17 protein-coding genes and 2 pseudogenes are annotated in these 16,446 nt (G+C 34.8%); 4 read left to right on the top strand and 15 right to left on the bottom strand.

Annotated features, from left to right (window positions below):
* Positions 1-95 precede the first annotated feature (95 nt).
* The 4 genes and pseudogenes from QRY57_RS06040 to QRY57_RS06025 form a co-directional block, all read right to left on the bottom strand.
* Positions 96-278: pseudogene (locus QRY57_RS06040) on the bottom strand (IS6 family transposase); the annotation flags it as partial.
* On the bottom strand, positions 274-1,512 hold the full coding sequence (locus QRY57_RS06035) for an anti-sigma factor domain-containing protein (protein ID WP_286017810.1): 1,239 nt from the start codon (positions 1,510-1,512) through the stop codon (positions 274-276). The pseudogene QRY57_RS06040 and the gene QRY57_RS06035, both read right to left, overlap by 5 nt.
* Positions 1,505-2,228: pseudogene (gene sigI, locus QRY57_RS06030) on the bottom strand (RNA polymerase sigma factor SigI). The gene QRY57_RS06035 and the pseudogene sigI overlap by 8 nt, the downstream one beginning before the upstream one ends.
* 78 nt (positions 2,229-2,306) lie before the next feature.
* Positions 2,307-2,633, bottom strand: a complete 327-nt coding sequence (locus QRY57_RS06025) for a hypothetical protein (protein WP_286016900.1) — start codon at positions 2,631-2,633, stop codon at positions 2,307-2,309.
* Between the two features lie 384 nt (positions 2,634-3,017).
* On the opposite strand from QRY57_RS06025, the gene QRY57_RS06020 reads away from it, so the two are divergent.
* Positions 3,018-3,224 (top strand): hypothetical protein, encoded by a 207-nt coding sequence (locus QRY57_RS06020; protein ID WP_286016899.1) that lies wholly within the window; start codon positions 3,018-3,020, stop codon positions 3,222-3,224.
* Positions 3,225-3,279: 55 nt separating this feature from the next.
* On the opposite strand, the gene QRY57_RS06015 is transcribed toward QRY57_RS06020, so the two are convergent.
* Positions 3,280-4,539 (bottom strand): MDR family MFS transporter, encoded by a 1,260-nt coding sequence (locus QRY57_RS06015; RefSeq protein WP_090691300.1) that lies wholly within the window; start codon positions 4,537-4,539, stop codon positions 3,280-3,282.
* A 107-nt stretch (positions 4,540-4,646) separates the two neighbouring features.
* Between QRY57_RS06015 and QRY57_RS06010 the strand changes: the two genes are divergently transcribed.
* Positions 4,647-6,398, top strand: a complete 1,752-nt coding sequence (locus tag QRY57_RS06010; protein ID WP_286016898.1) for an SgrR family transcriptional regulator — start codon at positions 4,647-4,649, stop codon at positions 6,396-6,398.
* Positions 6,399-6,660: 262 nt separating this feature from the next.
* Here QRY57_RS06010 and QRY57_RS06005 read toward each other — a convergent pair whose 3' ends face one another.
* Together QRY57_RS06005 and QRY57_RS06000 are read right to left on the bottom strand one after the other, a co-directional pair.
* Positions 6,661-7,215, bottom strand: a complete 555-nt coding sequence (locus QRY57_RS06005; RefSeq protein WP_286016897.1) for an NAD(P)H-dependent oxidoreductase — start codon at positions 7,213-7,215, stop codon at positions 6,661-6,663.
* Positions 7,216-7,267: 52 nt separating this feature from the next.
* On the bottom strand, positions 7,268-7,846 hold the full coding sequence (locus QRY57_RS06000; RefSeq protein ID WP_286016896.1) for an ester cyclase: 579 nt from the start codon (positions 7,844-7,846) through the stop codon (positions 7,268-7,270).
* 169 nt (positions 7,847-8,015) lie between these two features.
* On the opposite strand from QRY57_RS06000, the gene QRY57_RS05995 reads away from it, so the two are divergent.
* Positions 8,016-8,354, top strand: coding sequence for a winged helix-turn-helix transcriptional regulator (locus tag QRY57_RS05995; RefSeq protein WP_026590748.1), 339 nt, complete (start codon positions 8,016-8,018; stop codon positions 8,352-8,354).
* Between the two features lie 669 nt (positions 8,355-9,023).
* On the opposite strand, the gene QRY57_RS05990 is transcribed toward QRY57_RS05995, so the two are convergent.
* The 7 genes from QRY57_RS05990 to QRY57_RS05960 all read right to left on the bottom strand — a co-directional run bounded on the left by QRY57_RS05990 (position 9,024) and on the right by QRY57_RS05960 (position 13,980).
* The gene (locus QRY57_RS05990) at positions 9,024-10,226 is read right to left on the bottom strand and encodes an MFS transporter (protein WP_090691295.1); all 1,203 of its coding nucleotides are present in this window, start codon (positions 10,224-10,226) and stop codon (positions 9,024-9,026) included.
* 293 nt (positions 10,227-10,519) lie between these two features.
* Positions 10,520-11,098, bottom strand: a complete 579-nt coding sequence (locus QRY57_RS05985) for a TetR/AcrR family transcriptional regulator (RefSeq protein WP_026590750.1) — start codon at positions 11,096-11,098, stop codon at positions 10,520-10,522.
* Between the two features lie 280 nt (positions 11,099-11,378).
* A complete protein-coding gene (locus QRY57_RS05980) occupies positions 11,379-11,693 on the bottom strand; it encodes a DMT family transporter (RefSeq protein WP_208018016.1) in 315 nt (104 codons plus the stop codon).
* Positions 11,694-11,695: 2 nt separating this feature from the next.
* Positions 11,696-12,052, bottom strand: a complete 357-nt coding sequence (locus QRY57_RS05975; protein WP_208018017.1) for a DMT family transporter — start codon at positions 12,050-12,052, stop codon at positions 11,696-11,698.
* Positions 12,053-12,131: 79 nt separating this feature from the next.
* A complete protein-coding gene (locus QRY57_RS05970; protein WP_286017809.1) occupies positions 12,132-12,710 on the bottom strand; it encodes a TetR/AcrR family transcriptional regulator in 579 nt (192 codons plus the stop codon).
* A 185-nt stretch (positions 12,711-12,895) separates the two neighbouring features.
* Positions 12,896-13,351, bottom strand: a complete 456-nt coding sequence (locus QRY57_RS05965; protein WP_286016895.1) for an N-acetyltransferase — start codon at positions 13,349-13,351, stop codon at positions 12,896-12,898.
* Between the two features lie 134 nt (positions 13,352-13,485).
* Positions 13,486-13,980 (bottom strand): Lrp/AsnC family transcriptional regulator, encoded by a 495-nt coding sequence (locus QRY57_RS05960; protein ID WP_026590755.1) that lies wholly within the window; start codon positions 13,978-13,980, stop codon positions 13,486-13,488.
* A gap of 204 nt (positions 13,981-14,184) precedes the next feature.
* Between QRY57_RS05960 and QRY57_RS05955 the strand changes: the two genes are divergently transcribed.
* Entirely contained in the window at positions 14,185-15,096 is a 912-nt protein-coding gene (locus tag QRY57_RS05955; protein WP_286016894.1) for a DMT family transporter, read from the top strand.
* Positions 15,097-15,354: 258 nt separating this feature from the next.
* Here QRY57_RS05955 and murQ read toward each other — a convergent pair whose 3' ends face one another.
* Positions 15,355-16,239 carry an N-acetylmuramic acid 6-phosphate etherase gene (gene murQ / locus QRY57_RS05945; RefSeq protein WP_286016893.1) on the bottom strand — a complete coding sequence of 295 codons (885 nt, stop codon included), beginning with the start codon at positions 16,237-16,239 and terminating at the stop codon, positions 15,355-15,357.
* Positions 16,240-16,446 lie beyond the last annotated feature (207 nt).

The following is a 16,446-nucleotide window of genomic DNA, read 5'->3' as shown; positions in this document are numbered from 1 at the left end:
AACGCAAACTATTTTAATAGATAGACCTTCTAGGGTTTTGGTGCGAAAATAGCTTAATAGGAATATAGAACAGTAATTTCCTGTTAACTTTGAGATCAAACGACTAATCCAAATAACCTATGAATGACTTCAACCTCATTTTGGGCAGATTTCACCCTTTGGTGAAGTTGCCCTTTTTTCATCATATGCATGGCTTCGATACCTCTCAAAATCAAGGTTGCTGTACGAAATGATTTCAATCCTAACATGGAACGAACCCTATTCTTCAATATTCTATGGATTTTTCTTTTCTTTCCCCTGATGTTGCGTGGCAGGAACGTTTTTGTCCTCTTTTTTATGCCCGTTATTTGCGTTTATATTGCCTTTATTTTCTTGCTGAGACTCTTTATTTTCTTGTTTATATCCTTTACCGTTGTTTTCTTGCTGAGGCTCTTTATTTTCTTGTTTATATCCTTTACCGTTGTTTTCTTGCTGAGACTCTTTATTTTCTTGTTTATACCCTTTACCGTTGTTTTCTTGCTGAGACTCTTTATTTTCTTGTTTATGTCCTTTACCGTTGTTTTCTTGCTGAGACTCTTTATTTTCTTGTTTATGTCCTTTACCGTTGTTTTCTTGCTGAGACTCTTTATTTTCTTGTTTATGTCCTTTACCGTTGTTTTCTTGCTGATGCCCATTATTTCCTTTTGATTGCTGGGGTTGCTGTTCCTGGGATTGCTTTTGTTCTATTTGCTCTTGCTTCTCAAATCTTTCTTCTTTTACAGGAGACAAATCCGCTGATGCATCGGATGATGACTTTGGTTGCGAATGTCTCTCCTGAAGGTGTTCCTCCTGATTAGACGGCGGCGCAGGAGGAGTAAGCGATTTCTTCTTCTCATTCTCTTGCTTTATATAGACGCCTGTGCTGACTCCTGCTTTCTTGGCATTCTCTCGCACTTGCATCGTACTGCTTTGATATACGACTGTAACATGTTTTGTCTCATACTCTTTCTTTAATTCTTGCATAGCCTTTTCCAACTGGGGTTCTAGCAACTTGTCCTTTGTAACAGCTGTTAGCATAACTTGCTTGTCATTCGTTAAGTATCCATCCTCTTGACTTTGCTTTACAATGGTACGTACTACGTCTTGCAAAGGTTTATTTTTCCATCGTTTCATTTCTTTTAAAATGCGCTTTCCATCATCATTACAAGCTCGCAAATCTATAACACGAAGATCCTTTGTTACGCTTGCCTCTAAACTGGGATTAATATCAATTGAGACATAAGCGAATGCTTTTTCTTCCGGTTGGTAGTAGAAAAACAGAAACACACATAGAAAACAAGCAACAAGTAATGATACAGGCTTTAAAAAAGAAGGGATTGAAAAACGCGGTACTCTTTGTTCCTGTTCGTTAAACGAGATTTCCTCTCCAATCATATAAGAGTGCGATTTTCTTTTAAACGTAATAAACTCTCCATCCGGTGTTAAAACAACTACGCTACGTTTTTTTATATCCATCACAATTCCTTTATTCATCATGCTTCCCCCCCTCTTATATAATCAAGAATATATGTATAGTTGTTTGCAAAGATAATACACATTGCAATAATGTATTTTCTATGCCGCTCCAACGTTTTCCGACTTGCCCTAACACGCGGTTCAATGTGTTTAAGCGGTAACTTTTTCTTTCGGAACAGCTCTTCCATCATTTTCTCTTCTTTTATAATAATCTTTACAATTTCTATTAAGTGCTCACGCGTATCACGATGCTTTGGAGATTCCTTAGCAAGCTCTGAAAATGTGATTTTAAACTCAGCTAGTACAATTTGAAAATGAAGAATCTCCTCCTTACGGTTTCTGTTTTCCATCTCTTTCATATACTCCGTAAGCGATACTTGCATTTCTACCATTTCCTCTTGCTGGTCTTCTTTTAAAAAGACGAGATTATGCTTAGACTCCTTGCGTATATAGTCAATTACATCTCTTTTTATAAGAAGATCAGCAAACGCTAGAAAAGATTTTCCTTTTTTATATGAATACTGTTCAATTGCTTGATTAAACGCAAACAATCCAATGCTGTATTCATCATCCTGCTCCGTAATATACCGGCGGCAGACAGACGAGATTGATTTTCGAATAAAAGGCCGATACTGTGCGATAAAAGCTTCCCTATCTCCTCCGTTGTTTTGTATGTTAAATACGATATCTTCTATTTTCGATTTTTTTATGATCTTCATCACTAAACTCAACACTAGTAATCTCCCTCCCTCCTTTTGCTTCAAATAGCAAAATGGTCACTAAAGAAGTGACCATTTCATCACATTTTTTTATTACTTTTCTTTGTGCTTGTCTTCTTGCTGTTGTTCATGTTTTTCGTGACCGACTTTTTTACCGTTGTCTTGATGATCATTCTTTTCTGTTTGACCCTTTTGGTTTGATTGCTCATGCTTCTCATAAGAAACAGCCGGTTTATGTGCTGGCTGTGTTACCTGTTCTGGTTGTGCTGGAGTTACTTCTGTATTTTGATCTGCTTTCTTGTTTTCTTTTGCAATAGTGTCCGCTTGTTTTTCTTGCTCTTTTTCTATTTTAGCTACAATCTTTGAAAAACTCTTCTCTATATTTTTGGTAATTGCAGCTTTTGCTTTTGGATTTCCCACTTAATCTAGCACTTTTGCTAATGCTTCGATGTTGTTTCCGTTGTTTTTACCGCATCTGTGTTTTCGCTAGCATAAGCTGCTGTTCCTATCAGAAACGGGCTGCATGCCATCATAGTTACCATAGTGCCTTTTAATAGTGTTTTTTGCATAATGATTTTTCCCCATTTGCTTTCCTTACTATATATGTTCGGAGGAAATAAGAATTTTCTGGGGGTCAAAAAAATATTTTTTTATAAAAATAGATAAATAATTTTTTCAAAAATAAAAAACTGACAATTTCATCAATTTTTTCATAGATTCATATGTAAAAATACTCGCATTCATTTTATCTCAGTTCTGGTGCAAAAATGTTTGATCACATATATAAAAGATGGGAACCCTACGATGAACAACACTCAAACTTTAACGCCCCCAAATAGCTCTGAGGAAAACAAAAGAGAACTTAGCTTGCAAACATTAAGAGCCATTGGACTCATTGTACTAATTAGTGGCTATATCCTTGTCGCTCTCTCTGAAGTAGGTGAACTGAAGAACCTTTTAATGAACCCAGGCACTAGCAATACATTAGCTGAAGCAGACGTTTTTTTTTAAAATGGAATATAAAAAGCGAATCATTATAAAAACGATTCGCTTTTTATATATTTCCTTATCCTATATGAGGTATGTTTTCTTCACGGTATTCTGTCCTACTAATTGCTTTTCTAAATAATAAAATACTACTTACACCCACTAGAAAATAAACGAAGCTCATTCCCCATGATGCTATAAAAGAACCTAGCATAATGCCTAATGCGCCATTCATTTTGGCTACTTGAAAAACCATTCCGTTAATCGCCATATAAGAACTTCTCGCATTATCTGGTACCATGTCTGCCATAATGGATTGACGAACCGGCACATACATCATCTCACCAACCGTTTGAAAAAGCCCTGCTATTAATAAAATCCACAAACTATTACTCGATCCAAGTATTGTAAATCCAACTGTATAGATAAACAAGCCAACATATAGAATTTTCAAGTCATTAAAACGTTTCATCATTTTAATCACAAGCGCTGAAAATAAAACAATCAAAATCGTATTCTCTGCGGAAATCCAACTTAGCATGCGGATACCTGTTAGATCAAAACGAATATCGTTACCAAATGCAAAGTGCATCGTTTCAAATTCTTTTTGCAAGCGTACACCTAAATAATTATTGATCTGAAATTCTAACGATAACGTACATATACTTGCCAAACAAAATATCAAAAATGCCCTATCTGTCATAACAACCTTGTAATTTTCAGCCATTTCTTTTAAAACATGCTTCTGTTTTGTCTTTTGCTGAGTAACATATACTTCTTCCATATATGCTGTAATCAAATACAATGTCAGTAATGCTACTACTGTTAATACGACAAACAGTTGAAAGCGATAGTGTTCAAATAATAACCCTCCAAATATCGCTCCAATCGCAATAGACAAGTTGATTGCCCAATAATTGATACTGTACATTACCTTTCTATTCTCTGGTGTACTCACATCAATTAACATCGCCTCTGTCGCCGGGTTCATAAGCCCTGAACCAAGGTTATTCATTAACATAAACACGAAGGTAAGCCAAGGTGAATCTACATAATCTGAATTTGCAATTCCCATACAAGCAATTGAAACAACTTGTATCACTTGTCCTATAACCATAACCTTTTTTCGCCCTAATCGATCTCCAATATAACCGCCATAAAGCCCGATAATTAGCGCTGCCATTACGTTCACTAATAATAAAACGCCTGCAAGAGCACTTCCGAGCTTTACTGAAAAATAAATTGCCATAAACGGGAAAATCATCGTTGATACCGTACGTGTTAAAAATGAAGTTATAATTCTAATTTTTATATTCCGATGCATGCTCCAAAATCCCATTTGTTCTCTCCCCCTTATGTGTATTCATTTTACTTTGAAAAAAAGGGAGAAAAAGGTTAGAATATTCTAAAGAATTTCCCCTTTTAGAAAGAAGGAGTCGTTTAAACATGAAAGTGATGGACTACTATATTCAACTACGATTGCATGATCCAGAAAAACAGTACATACATAATAGCTTGCAAGAACTAGCCGATATTTTATACTGCAGTACAAAAAACGTGAAAATTGTACTTAGAAAAATGACTGAAGAAAAGTTAATTACTTGGATACCAGGACGTGGACGAGGAAATAAAAGTGAAATTCTCTTTCACCATACCATTTCAGAAATAGTTATTCCCTATGCCGAATTCCTATTACAACAAGATAAATTAAAGGAAGTATTTCTTCTTTTGAAAGAACCGTTTCCTATTTCCCTTCGAAAAGGTTTAGAAGACAAACTACAACAACATTTTGGATACAGACCTTTAAACGATATGTATGACGTGTTAAAGATACCTTGTTCGAGAAAGATATTACCGCTTGATCCAGCATTTGCAGCTGTCACAACAGAGGGTCACCTCATTAGTCAAATTTTTGATACGTTAGTTGTTTACAACTACGCCACAGAAGAAATTGAGCCACATCTCGCTCATACTTGGGAAGTGAGTGATGATCAACTTACATGGACTTTTCATTTACGCAAAGGCGTTCAATTTCATAATGGAACCATTTTATCTTCTAAAGATGTTCAATTTTCATTTGAAAGACTACGGTGTGTTCACTCTCCCTACGCTTGGCTAACAGAAGAGATTGTACAGATTGGAACACCATCACCATTTCAAGTAAGCTTTCATTTGCGAAAGCCAAACTTGTTTTTTCTACATTATGTAAGTTCAATACAATTAGCTATTCTACCTCATGATGCAGAAATACAGAATCATCATTATATCGGGACAGGCGCATTTCAATTACATTGTTATGATGATGATCAAGTTATATTAAAAGCATTTGCCGATTATTTTAAAGAACGTGCTTTACTTGATCGTATTGAATTTTGGCGGATTCCGGAACATGCACAAATACATACACATTATGAACTGCCAAATACTGAACATACAAAAGAACACGAAGTACAAATAGAAGAAACCGGCTGTATATATGCTGCATTCAACTTTACAAAATCCGGTCCCCATCATGATATTTATTTTCGAAAAGCTTGGAGAGAGCTATATGATGTTGAATCGATTATTCGCGATTTACAAGGAACGCGCACAATTCCCGCATTCAGCTTCTTTCCAGAGAGAAGTCGGATAGCAGAAAAACAATTCTATTCTTTACAGAAGGCTAAATATTACTTACAGAAGAGTACCTATCAAGGTGAAACTATACATATGTATTTCTTCTCCTTTAAAGATAGTGCCCGTGATGCCATCTGGCTAAAAGAACGTTGCCAGGCCTTAGACATACAAGTGGAATTGCACCCTTTTCCAGTCTCAGACTACTCGGATCGTTCTATTGATCAAAACGCAGATATTATTTTAATGGGAGAAGTTTTGAATTCAGATATAGAAATAGCTTTTCTCAATATATTTAAAAGTAAAAGCTGCTTTATTAATCGATTTATGCATTCCCACTACAAAAAGCAGATTGATTGTTTACTAGATACGTTCTTAGCAGAAGAAAATAAAGAAAAGCGCTATAAGCTTATGTATGAAATTGAAGATTTTCTTCAAACAGAATATATTGTTCTATTTAATTATCATGTTTTTAAGAAGAAAACATATCCCTCTTCTTTGAAAAACGTAACAATTGACTCTTTTGGTTGGACCGATTTTTCAAAGCTCTGGATTCATCCTACGGAATCAGCTAAAGAGTATTGAAATCAAATTAATTAACTATTTATATATCCATGTTATATTTCCGACATATAAGTCGCAGTTATGAAAACAAAAGAAGTTCTTCACTCATTTTTTCCTTCTGTTTTCACATGACATGGGGCTAAATGATCGGTCCCCTTCCCCTCTTAAAAGAAAGGGTTTTATGTCGATCTTTCAATCCGCATTTATATAATATGAATAACTTGCATAACCGTAAAACCTCAATCTGAAGATTGAGGTTTTACTAGCTATTTATTTCTAAAATTCAGGAAATGTTTACCACTTCTTTTAAATGTTTTTCAAGTTCTTCTAAAAACGTATCAATGTTAGGGTTTTTGACTACATCATAGCACGCAAAACTCTTGAAAGGTTTCATGCCAATAAATTTCTGCACTCGGTGCAAGTGACTGATTGCTTCTTCTAAATTCTCACCTTCAAAAAATTGCGAAGGATCTTGAAATGCTTTCTTGGTTGCATTCCATGTAGTAGAAAACATATATTGTTTCTCTGTTAGTAATCCTCCTGTGCCATATTGATCTGCCCCTTTAAAAAACAAACCATACTCATATACTTCATCCATATACGTTTTAAATAACCCCGGAACACTAAACCAATAGATTGGCGTTTGATAGATTATAATATCTGCCCACAAAAATTTTTGTTGTTCTTCCTTAATATTGTATCCATCTTGGATAATCGTTGTTTTCACATGATTCTTTTCACTTAGTAAGCTGACCATGTGATCAACCAATGTTTGATTTAATTTCCCTCCGTCTGCACTATATTTTTGATGACCATTTATGATTAATATGTTTTTCATCGTGTTTCTCTCCTTTATCTTTATTGAATTTTATATTTACATTCCCTATCATTTAATTCTCAGCTACTACTCCAAGTTGTTGCATAAGAGTAAGATTATCTTCTAAATGCCAGTCTTCAGTAATTTTCCCATCCTTAATGCGCAAAATATCTATTGCAAGAAAGTTAATTGGCTTTCCATTATGTGTTCCTGTAAAGGATAAACGAGCTGTAACCTTATCACCAACCACTAATAAATCCTCGATCGCGCAATGTATATCCGGAACAACTTTACGAAAGTTTTTTGCAGCAAATGCTAAGCCTTCGGGACCTTGCGGGCGTCCTTTTGGCAACGTATTATCAAAGAACTTCTCTGTAACGGTTTGTGGAATAAGATCCGCATTGCCAGTATCCCAAAATGCATAAAAACGTTGAGCTGCATGAATCATTGCTGTAGCTTCTTTTTGACTTAATGAAGAATCGATTGTCATTGTCTTAGGTTCTGGCATGTCTTTCAACAACTGAATTTCACTTTTAGAAGTAGACGTTTTTGTATTACTGCATGCAGTAAACACGGTACCGATTATGACAATGCAAATTACAAGGAAACTAAATGACCACCATACCTTTTTTGTTCCATTTTTCATTTTCATTATAGTCACCCCCTTAGTTTAGAAATCATTTGTGGTTCCTAATGCTATTTTATATGTAGTAATTTCCCTTTTGGAAGTAGTGATATTTTTTACATATAGTTACTAAAAGGATAGTTTTGTGATACTATAAAGCAAATCAATTCAAAAAAATTTTATGGAGGCTATTTCCATGAGCAATATAGATCCGATTGTATTAACGAAAGGTTCACCTGGTATACCTTGTCCTATTGCAAAAACACTCGACGCAATTGGAACAAAATGGACATTTTTAATTATTCGTGATCTTCTTATTGAAGGAACATTGCGATTTAGTGATCTACTAAAATCAATGGATGGTATCAGCCCAAAAACACTTTCACTTCGCCTTAAAGAATTAGAAAGTCAAGGTATTGTAACGAGAACGGTATATCCTGAGGTTCCTCCCCGAGTGGAATATACTCTCACGGATAAAGGGAAACAATTGGAAGGTATTTTTATCGAATTAAAGCGCTTTGGGCTCACTTTATAAAGTAGGGGATTTCTTCATCACCCACTGATTATTAGCCCTCACCAATCGGGCTTTTACGGGCAGTTTATCTCCCGCCTAACTTCTTAAAGAAAAGTGGAAGTGGCTCGTCCAGAATGCGAGGGGGGATTACGCTTCTGACGTAAAGGTGTCTTTTACCTCACAGGAAGAAGCGAAGCCACCGAACATTCTAGCCACTGGCACTGGACAATGCTTTAGCTGAATTTTGAGGTGGGAGTATTACTGCCCGCATAGTGAGATAAAATAAAAAGGAGATGACAGCCTATACATAAATATGCGGCGGTCAATCTCCTTTGTTATTTATCTTTGATTGATAGGAATGCTTAATTGCTAGATACAAAACATTCGAATTTATAATCGGAATTATAAATTCAAATCAAAAAACAAGAGATGTTTTTTGATTTGAATAGCATTCTGGAAAAGAGTAATTATGAAATCGTTTTATATTTTAAGATTGAATCTGGCAAAGCAATCCATGTTTTTACTTCCTCTCTATATCATTTTTAACTCTTATTATCAATCTATCACCATGCTAAAAAATGAAAATCCATTCCAGAACCCCTATAATTTCACAAAATCCCCCTTCAAGTTCTAAGGGGCATTTTGCTTATTTTCAGGCTATATTTCAAAATTCACTTTACTAATTTTTCATTATTTCGCTAAACTTTCTGCCAACTGTTTTTCTTTCCACATGAATGTAATACCAAGACCAATAGCCATAATAAGAGCAGAGAAAAGATACGGGTAATGAATGTTTACATCAAATAGTATTCCCCCCATAGCCGGTCCAACGATATTACCTAAACTTGTATAAGTTGAGTTCATCCCAGCAACAAAGCCTTGCTCTTTCCCAGCTGATTTTGATAAAAATGTTGTTAATGCCGGGCGAAGTAAATCGAATGCAAGAAAGATAAAACACGTTACAGCCAGTACTACCCAAAAATTAGAAACTAATGTAGATACGACAGCTAATATTGCACCTGTAATCAAACATAATTGAATCAACATTTTTTCACCAAGTATATCTACTAGCTTTCCAAATAAAAATACCTGTACAACAACACCAAAGATTGAGCTTATTGTAATAATGGTAGCAATATCCTTCGGTGTGAAACCAAATTTATGATCAGAAAACAGACTAAAAACAGTTTCATATGCTGATAAACCGAAAGCAAGTACAAATACAATAACAAATGCGATAAAGTATACCGGACTTAGGGACTTTTTTAAATCTCTCATAAAGTTTGATTGCTTCGTACTAGCAGAAATTTCTGCTAGCTGCTGTGCTGTTAACGGTTCTTTCAGAATAAATATGGAAGAAACGCATGCAATAAAGGCAATGGTTGCCGCAAAAAAGAAAGGCACGCGTATACCATATTCTGCAATAAACCCACCGATGCCAGGCCCAATAATAAAACCAGTACTGATGGCAGCAGAAAGATATCCCATCGCTTTTGGCCGTTCTTGAACAGATGTAATATCTGCAACATATGCCGTAACACCAGGCATAATAAAGGCAGCACTAATTCCTCCTAACATCCTTGATATATAAAGGACCGATACATGCGTTCCCAAACCAAAGATAAGTTCTGAAATACCAAAAAGAAATAATCCAATTATGATAATTTTCTTCCTGCCATAACGATCAACCCAGCGTCCTGTTAATGGCGACATCAGTAATTGCGCCACTGCAAATACGGCAACAAGATATCCCATCGTTTTTCCTGATAATTGCATAATATTCATAAATGACGGCATAACCGGGATAATGAGACCAATTCCGAGAAATGCAATGAATATATTACTAAGAAGAATGATTAATACCATCTTTTGTTCTTTTATTGATTTCTTCATTTATCAACACCTCTTTCTGTAAAAATCATTGATGTGAAATCCTTCCCGCTAATGATATCCACGAGGGTTTTTGTTAGCAAAGATTCTCCCTCCCCCTACAAATAACGGGATACAACAAAATCACTGATTGCTGAAACATCATATCTTCCATATGGATGGAATAATGAAATTTACTTATCGTATTTACCTATGCCTTTCTTTTTCATAAAATCCCCGCCCTAAAATGACTGATTTTCATTCATTTCAGGTGGAATGAATCCATCTCTTTGCTATAAATGGATTCACCTAACAGCTTATTCACGAATATCCAATGCATGTGTTAAAAAGTCTAGTACTTCAGCTTTCTGAAGATTGACCTGATCGTCCTGTTTATGATCATATAAATAAACTTGCTCTGCTGCGGATTCAACAAGAGCGATACATAACTTTGCAGTTCTTTCCACATGAATAGAATTACGAATTACGCCTAAATCTTTTGCTTCACTTAAGAATTGACTTAACCACATATAAAGAGGCTGATATACAGCTTCCCATTCTTTTATATGTTCAGTGGACGCAAGACCAGCATACATTAATGCTTGTATTTCACGATTTTCCTCTATAAAGTCAAAAACAGCATCTATCACTTGCATAACTTTCTTTGAAAAAGGTTCATTATTTTGTACCTTTTCTTTTACTGCATGTATCATCTTTTCAACCATAACTTCTGCAATTGCAGGCATAACAGATAATTTAGAAGGAAAATACAAATAGAAAGTCCCCTGGGCAATGCCAGCCAATTTTACAATGTCAGAGATCTTTGTTTTTTCAACCCCTTTTTCCTGGAACACTTCAATAGCTGCATAAACAATTTTCTCTTTTTTATTCATTATCTGAGTCCTTTCACACACGTATAGAATGACTGTCATTCATTCTATATGAAATTTCATTGTACTGTCAACAATAGAGCCAAATCTAATATGAATTTTTCTAATATACTGTTTTTTGAGTAGCTGAATCAAATTATAAAAGCGGTTATTACGATTTTGATAGAAATATTAAAGAGAGGCACACCCTAGATGATTCACCTTTATCCCTCCATGAAAAAATCTCCTGATAGAACTTAGAAAGTTGTTCTATTAGGAGATAAAATCATACATATATTTCCCCTCTTTAAGAAAGGGCCTTTAATCCCGTCACTCCGCATACAATAAGAGCCACACTGATAATTCGTGCCTTACTTTTTGATTCTCCAAATAGGAACATATTCAACAAGACGGCGCCCGCTGTTCCTATACCAATCCAAACTGCATAGGCAACACTTACCTGTAAAAATAGGAAGGCTGTGTATAAGAATGCAAAAGAAATACCAAATCCACCTATATAAATGGCACCATTTGTTACTGATTTATCTTTACTATACATTTTAAGACCGATTACACCAATCATTTCACTAATTGCGGCACAAAAGACGAAAATCCATCCCATCCTTAAGCAGCTCCTTTCATAACTTCTTCTTGTGTTGCTTCTTTGTTATCAGCTAACTTCAAGCCAATAACGCCAGCTACTATCATAACTATAAAGAATAATTTTCCTAGACTAAAACTTCCTCCAAAAAGAAAAACATCCATCAAGAAAGTCCCTACAGTTCCAGCTCCGGCAAAAACGGCATATACTGTTCCTGTCGCAAGATGTTCACACGCTTTAGACAGCAGGTGGAAATCAATCATAATGATTCCTACAATTATCATCCAATGCCACCATGCATGAGCAGTATTAAAACCAAACACCCAAAACACTTCAAAAATACATGTTAATATTACATATAACCAAGCTTTATTTTTCATAAATTACCATCCTTTATGACTGACTATCATTCATTTTTCTTTTAAAAAATTTATCCATTATGTTACAACCAATGGATATTTATTTTCTTATATGCAATGCATGTGTTAAAAAATCCAAAATTTCAGCTTTTTGTAAATTAGCTTCCTCCTCTTTTGCATGATCATATAAATAAATTTGTTCTGCTGCCGATTCAACTAAAGCAATAAAAAGTTTTGACGTTCTTTCAACATGAATAGAATTCCGTACCACATTAGCTTCCTTCGCTTCTTCTAAAAAGCGTTTTATCCAAATGTAAAGAGGTTGATATACACTCTCCCACTTTTTTATATGTTCAGTTGATGCTAAACCAAGATATATTAATGCCTGTATTTCGTAATGTTCCTTTGTAAAATCAAAAATTGCATCTACGATTTGCGAAAATGTCTCTAAGAAAGAAGAGCTGTTTTTTGTTTTTTCTTCAACTGCACGTATCATCTTCTCAACCATAACTTCTGCTATTGCAGGCACTACAGATAGTTTTGACGAAAAATATAAATAGAAGGTTCCTTGAGCGATACCAGCAGATTTCACGATATCTGAAATCTTTGTTTTTTCAATTCCTTTTTCCCTAAAACATTCGATAGCAGCGTATACAATTTTTTCTTTTTTGGACATTATCTACACCCTTTCACAAAAATGACTGAATGTCATTCATATATATTCTACATGAATGATTTATAAAATGTCAATCATCCATTTTTATTTTTTATACCTCTTTTTGTTCGTAGCTAGACTTATAGAAACAACACATACTCAATAGTGATACGTTCTCACTGAGTATGTGCCCGCATACGCTCTAACATTCACACCACATACCGAATCATCGCAACTTCATCACAACAATCAAATTTCGGACAATGTCTGCAATCCACCCACACTTTTTCAGGTAACAACTTCTTATCAACAAAATCAAAACCACACTTCTGAAAAAATGTAGTTTCATACGTTAAGGAAATAACTCTTCTTACCTTTATTTTAGAAGCCTCACTCACTACATGATTGACTAACATACGTCCTAACCCTTTACCTGCATATGTATCTGATACGACTAATGAGCGTATTTCTGCAAGGTCTTCTCCTAAAACATGTAATCCAGCAACCCCTAAAATTTTCCCTTCTTCTTTTACAACATACAAACTTTGCAAGTGTTGATACAAAGATAAAAGAGAACGCGGAAGAACAACTCCCTCCTTCGAATATACTTCAATTAAGTTATATATATCTTTCACATCACTTGTAATCGCGTTACATATTTGCATAATTAATCCCCTTAAATTAAATATTTATAACCTCTGTATGTATATTAATTCATAAATTTATATAATAATACACCCACTCCTTACTCACGTCAATTATTATTCTGAATTTTACATATAAAAAACAAGTACCGCTCTCATTCAGTACTTGTTTTCGAATTTCTTATCGGTAATACTGTAGAATACTTAATTTCACGAAGCGCTAAGCTCGTTTGTATCTTTGTAATTCCAAGCTTATTTAACTTTCTAATAAAACGCTCGAGTTCCTTACGATCTCTGTTTGCGACCTTTAATAAGTAATCATACTCCCCTGTTAAACAATGACATTCCAATACTTCCGGCATAGATTCCAGTTCCCTTTCCAGTACTTCAAGTTTTTCAGATTGATGAATATTTGTGCTCATAAAAATAAAGCATAATAAATCGAATCCAAGCTTTTCCTGGTTTAAAATAGCAACTTGTTTATCGATGAAGCCTTCCCCTTCTAACCTCTTTATTCTTGCATGCATTGCAGCTGGTGATAAATTAACACGACGTGCAAGTTCGGCATTACTTACCTGTGACTCCTTTTGTAAAATATCTAAAATTTGTACGTCCAAATCATCTAACACTTTAATAATAGATGCCTCCATAAAAATCCCCCTTTTTTCTTACTGACGATTCTTCGGAAAAATGTATAATAATCTCAGTAAAATTAAATAAAGTTTCGTAATTATACCATCTAACAAAACATTTTATTGAATTTTCACCATTATACAAAAGAATGTATTAGATAACAAAGAAAAATGCTAAAATTATTTACAATTCATTCTCACTTTTACAAAGGGGTTTAAACGATGCCTTATTTTTATGTCTTTTTACTACTTCTAACAAGCTTACTATGGGGGGGAAACTTTGTCGTTGGAAAATCACTTGTAGATCATGCTTCTCCAATGACGCTTACAAATTTAAGATGGATCATTGCCGTTCTTTGCTTATTACCAATTGTCTGGTTTAAAGAAAAGAAAATTCTCCCGCCGCGCGCCGCAATTCTTCCCTTACTACTTATGGGAATCACCGGTGTTGTTCTCTTTAATATTTTTCAGTTTTTAGCGTTAGAGCAAACTTCAGCAACAAATGTAGGGCTTATTTCTACACTAAATGCGATTTCAATTGCAATCTTTTCATCTTTATTCTTAAAGGAAAAAATCAATACACTTCAAATCTTATCTATGATTCTTTCTTTTTTTGGTGTAATTCTCGTCCTTTCAAAAGGAAATATCGCACTGTTATTTTCATTACATTTTAATAGCGGAGACTTGTGGATGATGGCCGCAGTTTGTATTTGGGGTATCTATTCTGTTTGTAGTAAATGGGCAACAAAAACAACTACGCCAATGATGGCAACTTTGTATTCTGGTATTTTTGGTGTCATTATATTGCTTCCATTTAATATACCAAGCTTTACTGTTTCCAATATCAATGCTTCATTTATCACTTCACTACTATATACAGGTTTAATTTCAACTGTAGTCTGTATGGTGTTTTGGAATATTGGCGTTCAAAAATTAGGAGCAACTACATCAGGTATCTTCCTAAATTTCAATCCCATTTTCACTGCCATCTTAGCGTTTCCTTTCTTAGGGGAAGAACTAACTTGGATACAAATTGTAGGCACATTCATCGTTGTTACTGGCTGTTATTTATTTTCTCATTTTAAAACAGTTGCACATCAGCCTAGCCAAACTTTAGTACGGCAACACTCTTAATAGATAAATATCGCCATTATCTTTAACATAATGGCGATATTTTTACACGCTTCATTTTTTTCATCTCATTTCTTTTCAATAGTGCTGTTCTTCTGCTGGCAATAAACATTCTGTCGCCTTTCCAGTATCACTATCTTGAATTTCCCAGCGTTCTAGAATGGAAAGTAATTTTGATTATAATTAAAAATTTTTACTTCTCTTTACAGCTTCTTTGCATTATGTATTTCCTTTCGTGTCATTTCAATAAATCCCACTTCTTTATAATGTCTTTTTCACAAATCCTTTCGCATCTGTTAATTTTTCAAGTGCTTCCCCATATTCGCACTGCAGTAATATCATGACAATTGCAGCTTTCACATTACGCTTTGCTTTCTCGTAATATACTGCCGCTTCTTTATAATCTACTCCTGTCGCCTCCATAATAATTCGCTTGGAGCGCTCAACTAATTTTTCATTTGTTGATTGCACATCAACCATTAAATTCTTATAAACTTTTCCTACCCCAATCATCGAAGCTGTTGAAATCATATTCAGCACTAATTTTTGTGCAGTTCCGGCCTTTAAGCGTGTAGATCCTGTTAACACCTCTGCCCCTGTTTCTATTTCCACGCTCTTTTTTGCAAATTTACTTATTTCTGCTCCTTTATTACAGGAAATGCTAGCTGTACTTGCACCAGCGGAGTTTGCATATTTCAATCCGCCAATTACATAAGGTGTTCTACCGCTTGCAGCAATTCCAATAACCGTGTCCTTATCATTTAACTGAATAGCCTTTAAATCCTCTACTGCCAAGTCTTCTCGATCTTCAGCACCTTCCACCGCCTTCGTAAACGCTTTTGATCCACCTGCGATAAATCCTTGTACCTGTTTCTCATCTGTTCCAAATGTCGGTGGACATTCGGCAGCATCTAAAACTCCTAAACGCCCACTTGTGCCAGCTCCGATATAAATTAAACGACCACCATTTTGAAAAGATGTGATAGCACTTTGTACAATTTTTTCGATATGCTCAATCTCTTTTTCTACCGCTATAGCAACCTTATAATCTTCTCGATTCATTGTTTGTAAAATCTGCTTTATACTCATTTCATCTAAATTCATAGTATTTTCATTACGATGCTCTGTCGATAAATTTTCTAGCATTCGCTCACCTACTTTGAAATTTCATTTCACACCTTTATTACATCTTCGCGAAATTTAAAATCGAATATTCGAATATATTTTATGGGATTTCATTTCTTCTTATAACAAAAATGTGTCTATTTCATGCAAAAAAAGATGAGGTTCCCCCACCTTTTCTGATTTCAATTTTCCTAATCGTTCTACTGTTTCTCTTGCTTGCTTAAAGTA

Source organism: Bacillus arachidis, assembly GCF_030285945.1.
In the GTDB taxonomy this organism is placed as follows: domain Bacteria; phylum Bacillota; class Bacilli; order Bacillales; family Bacillaceae_G; genus Bacillus_A; species Bacillus_A arachidis.
This window is presented reverse-complemented; position numbering and strand designations above follow the sequence as displayed.

Excerpts from the sequence above, each read along its gene's own strand:
- QRY57_RS06035 (WP_286017810.1), bottom strand. The coding sequence starts at position 1,512 with ATGAATAAAGGAATTGTGATGGATATAAAAAAACGTAGCGTAGTTGTT.
- QRY57_RS06020 (WP_286016899.1), top strand. The coding sequence starts at position 3,018 with ATGAACAACACTCAAACTTTAACGCCCCCAAATAGCTCTGAGGAAAAC.
- QRY57_RS06015 (WP_090691300.1), bottom strand. The coding sequence starts at position 4,539 with ATGGGATTTTGGAGCATGCATCGGAATATAAAAATTAGAATTATAACT.
- QRY57_RS06010 (WP_286016898.1), top strand. The coding sequence starts at position 4,647 with ATGAAAGTGATGGACTACTATATTCAACTACGATTGCATGATCCAGAA.
- QRY57_RS06005 (WP_286016897.1), bottom strand. The coding sequence starts at position 7,215 with ATGAAAAACATATTAATCATAAATGGTCATCAAAAATATAGTGCAGAC.
- QRY57_RS06000 (WP_286016896.1), bottom strand. The coding sequence starts at position 7,846 with ATGAAAATGAAAAATGGAACAAAAAAGGTATGGTGGTCATTTAGTTTC.
- QRY57_RS05995 (WP_026590748.1), top strand. The coding sequence starts at position 8,016 with ATGAGCAATATAGATCCGATTGTATTAACGAAAGGTTCACCTGGTATA.
- QRY57_RS05990 (WP_090691295.1), bottom strand. The coding sequence starts at position 10,226 with ATGAAGAAATCAATAAAAGAACAAAAGATGGTATTAATCATTCTTCTT.
- QRY57_RS05980 (WP_208018016.1), bottom strand. The coding sequence starts at position 11,693 with ATGGGATGGATTTTCGTCTTTTGTGCCGCAATTAGTGAAATGATTGGT.
- QRY57_RS05975 (WP_208018017.1), bottom strand. The coding sequence starts at position 12,052 with ATGAAAAATAAAGCTTGGTTATATGTAATATTAACATGTATTTTTGAA.
- QRY57_RS05965 (WP_286016895.1), bottom strand. The coding sequence starts at position 13,351 with ATGCAAATATGTAACGCGATTACAAGTGATGTGAAAGATATATATAAC.
- QRY57_RS05960 (WP_026590755.1), bottom strand. The coding sequence starts at position 13,980 with ATGGAGGCATCTATTATTAAAGTGTTAGATGATTTGGACGTACAAATT.
- QRY57_RS05955 (WP_286016894.1), top strand. The coding sequence starts at position 14,185 with ATGCCTTATTTTTATGTCTTTTTACTACTTCTAACAAGCTTACTATGG.
- murQ (WP_286016893.1), bottom strand. The coding sequence starts at position 16,239 with ATGCTAGAAAATTTATCGACAGAGCATCGTAATGAAAATACTATGAAT.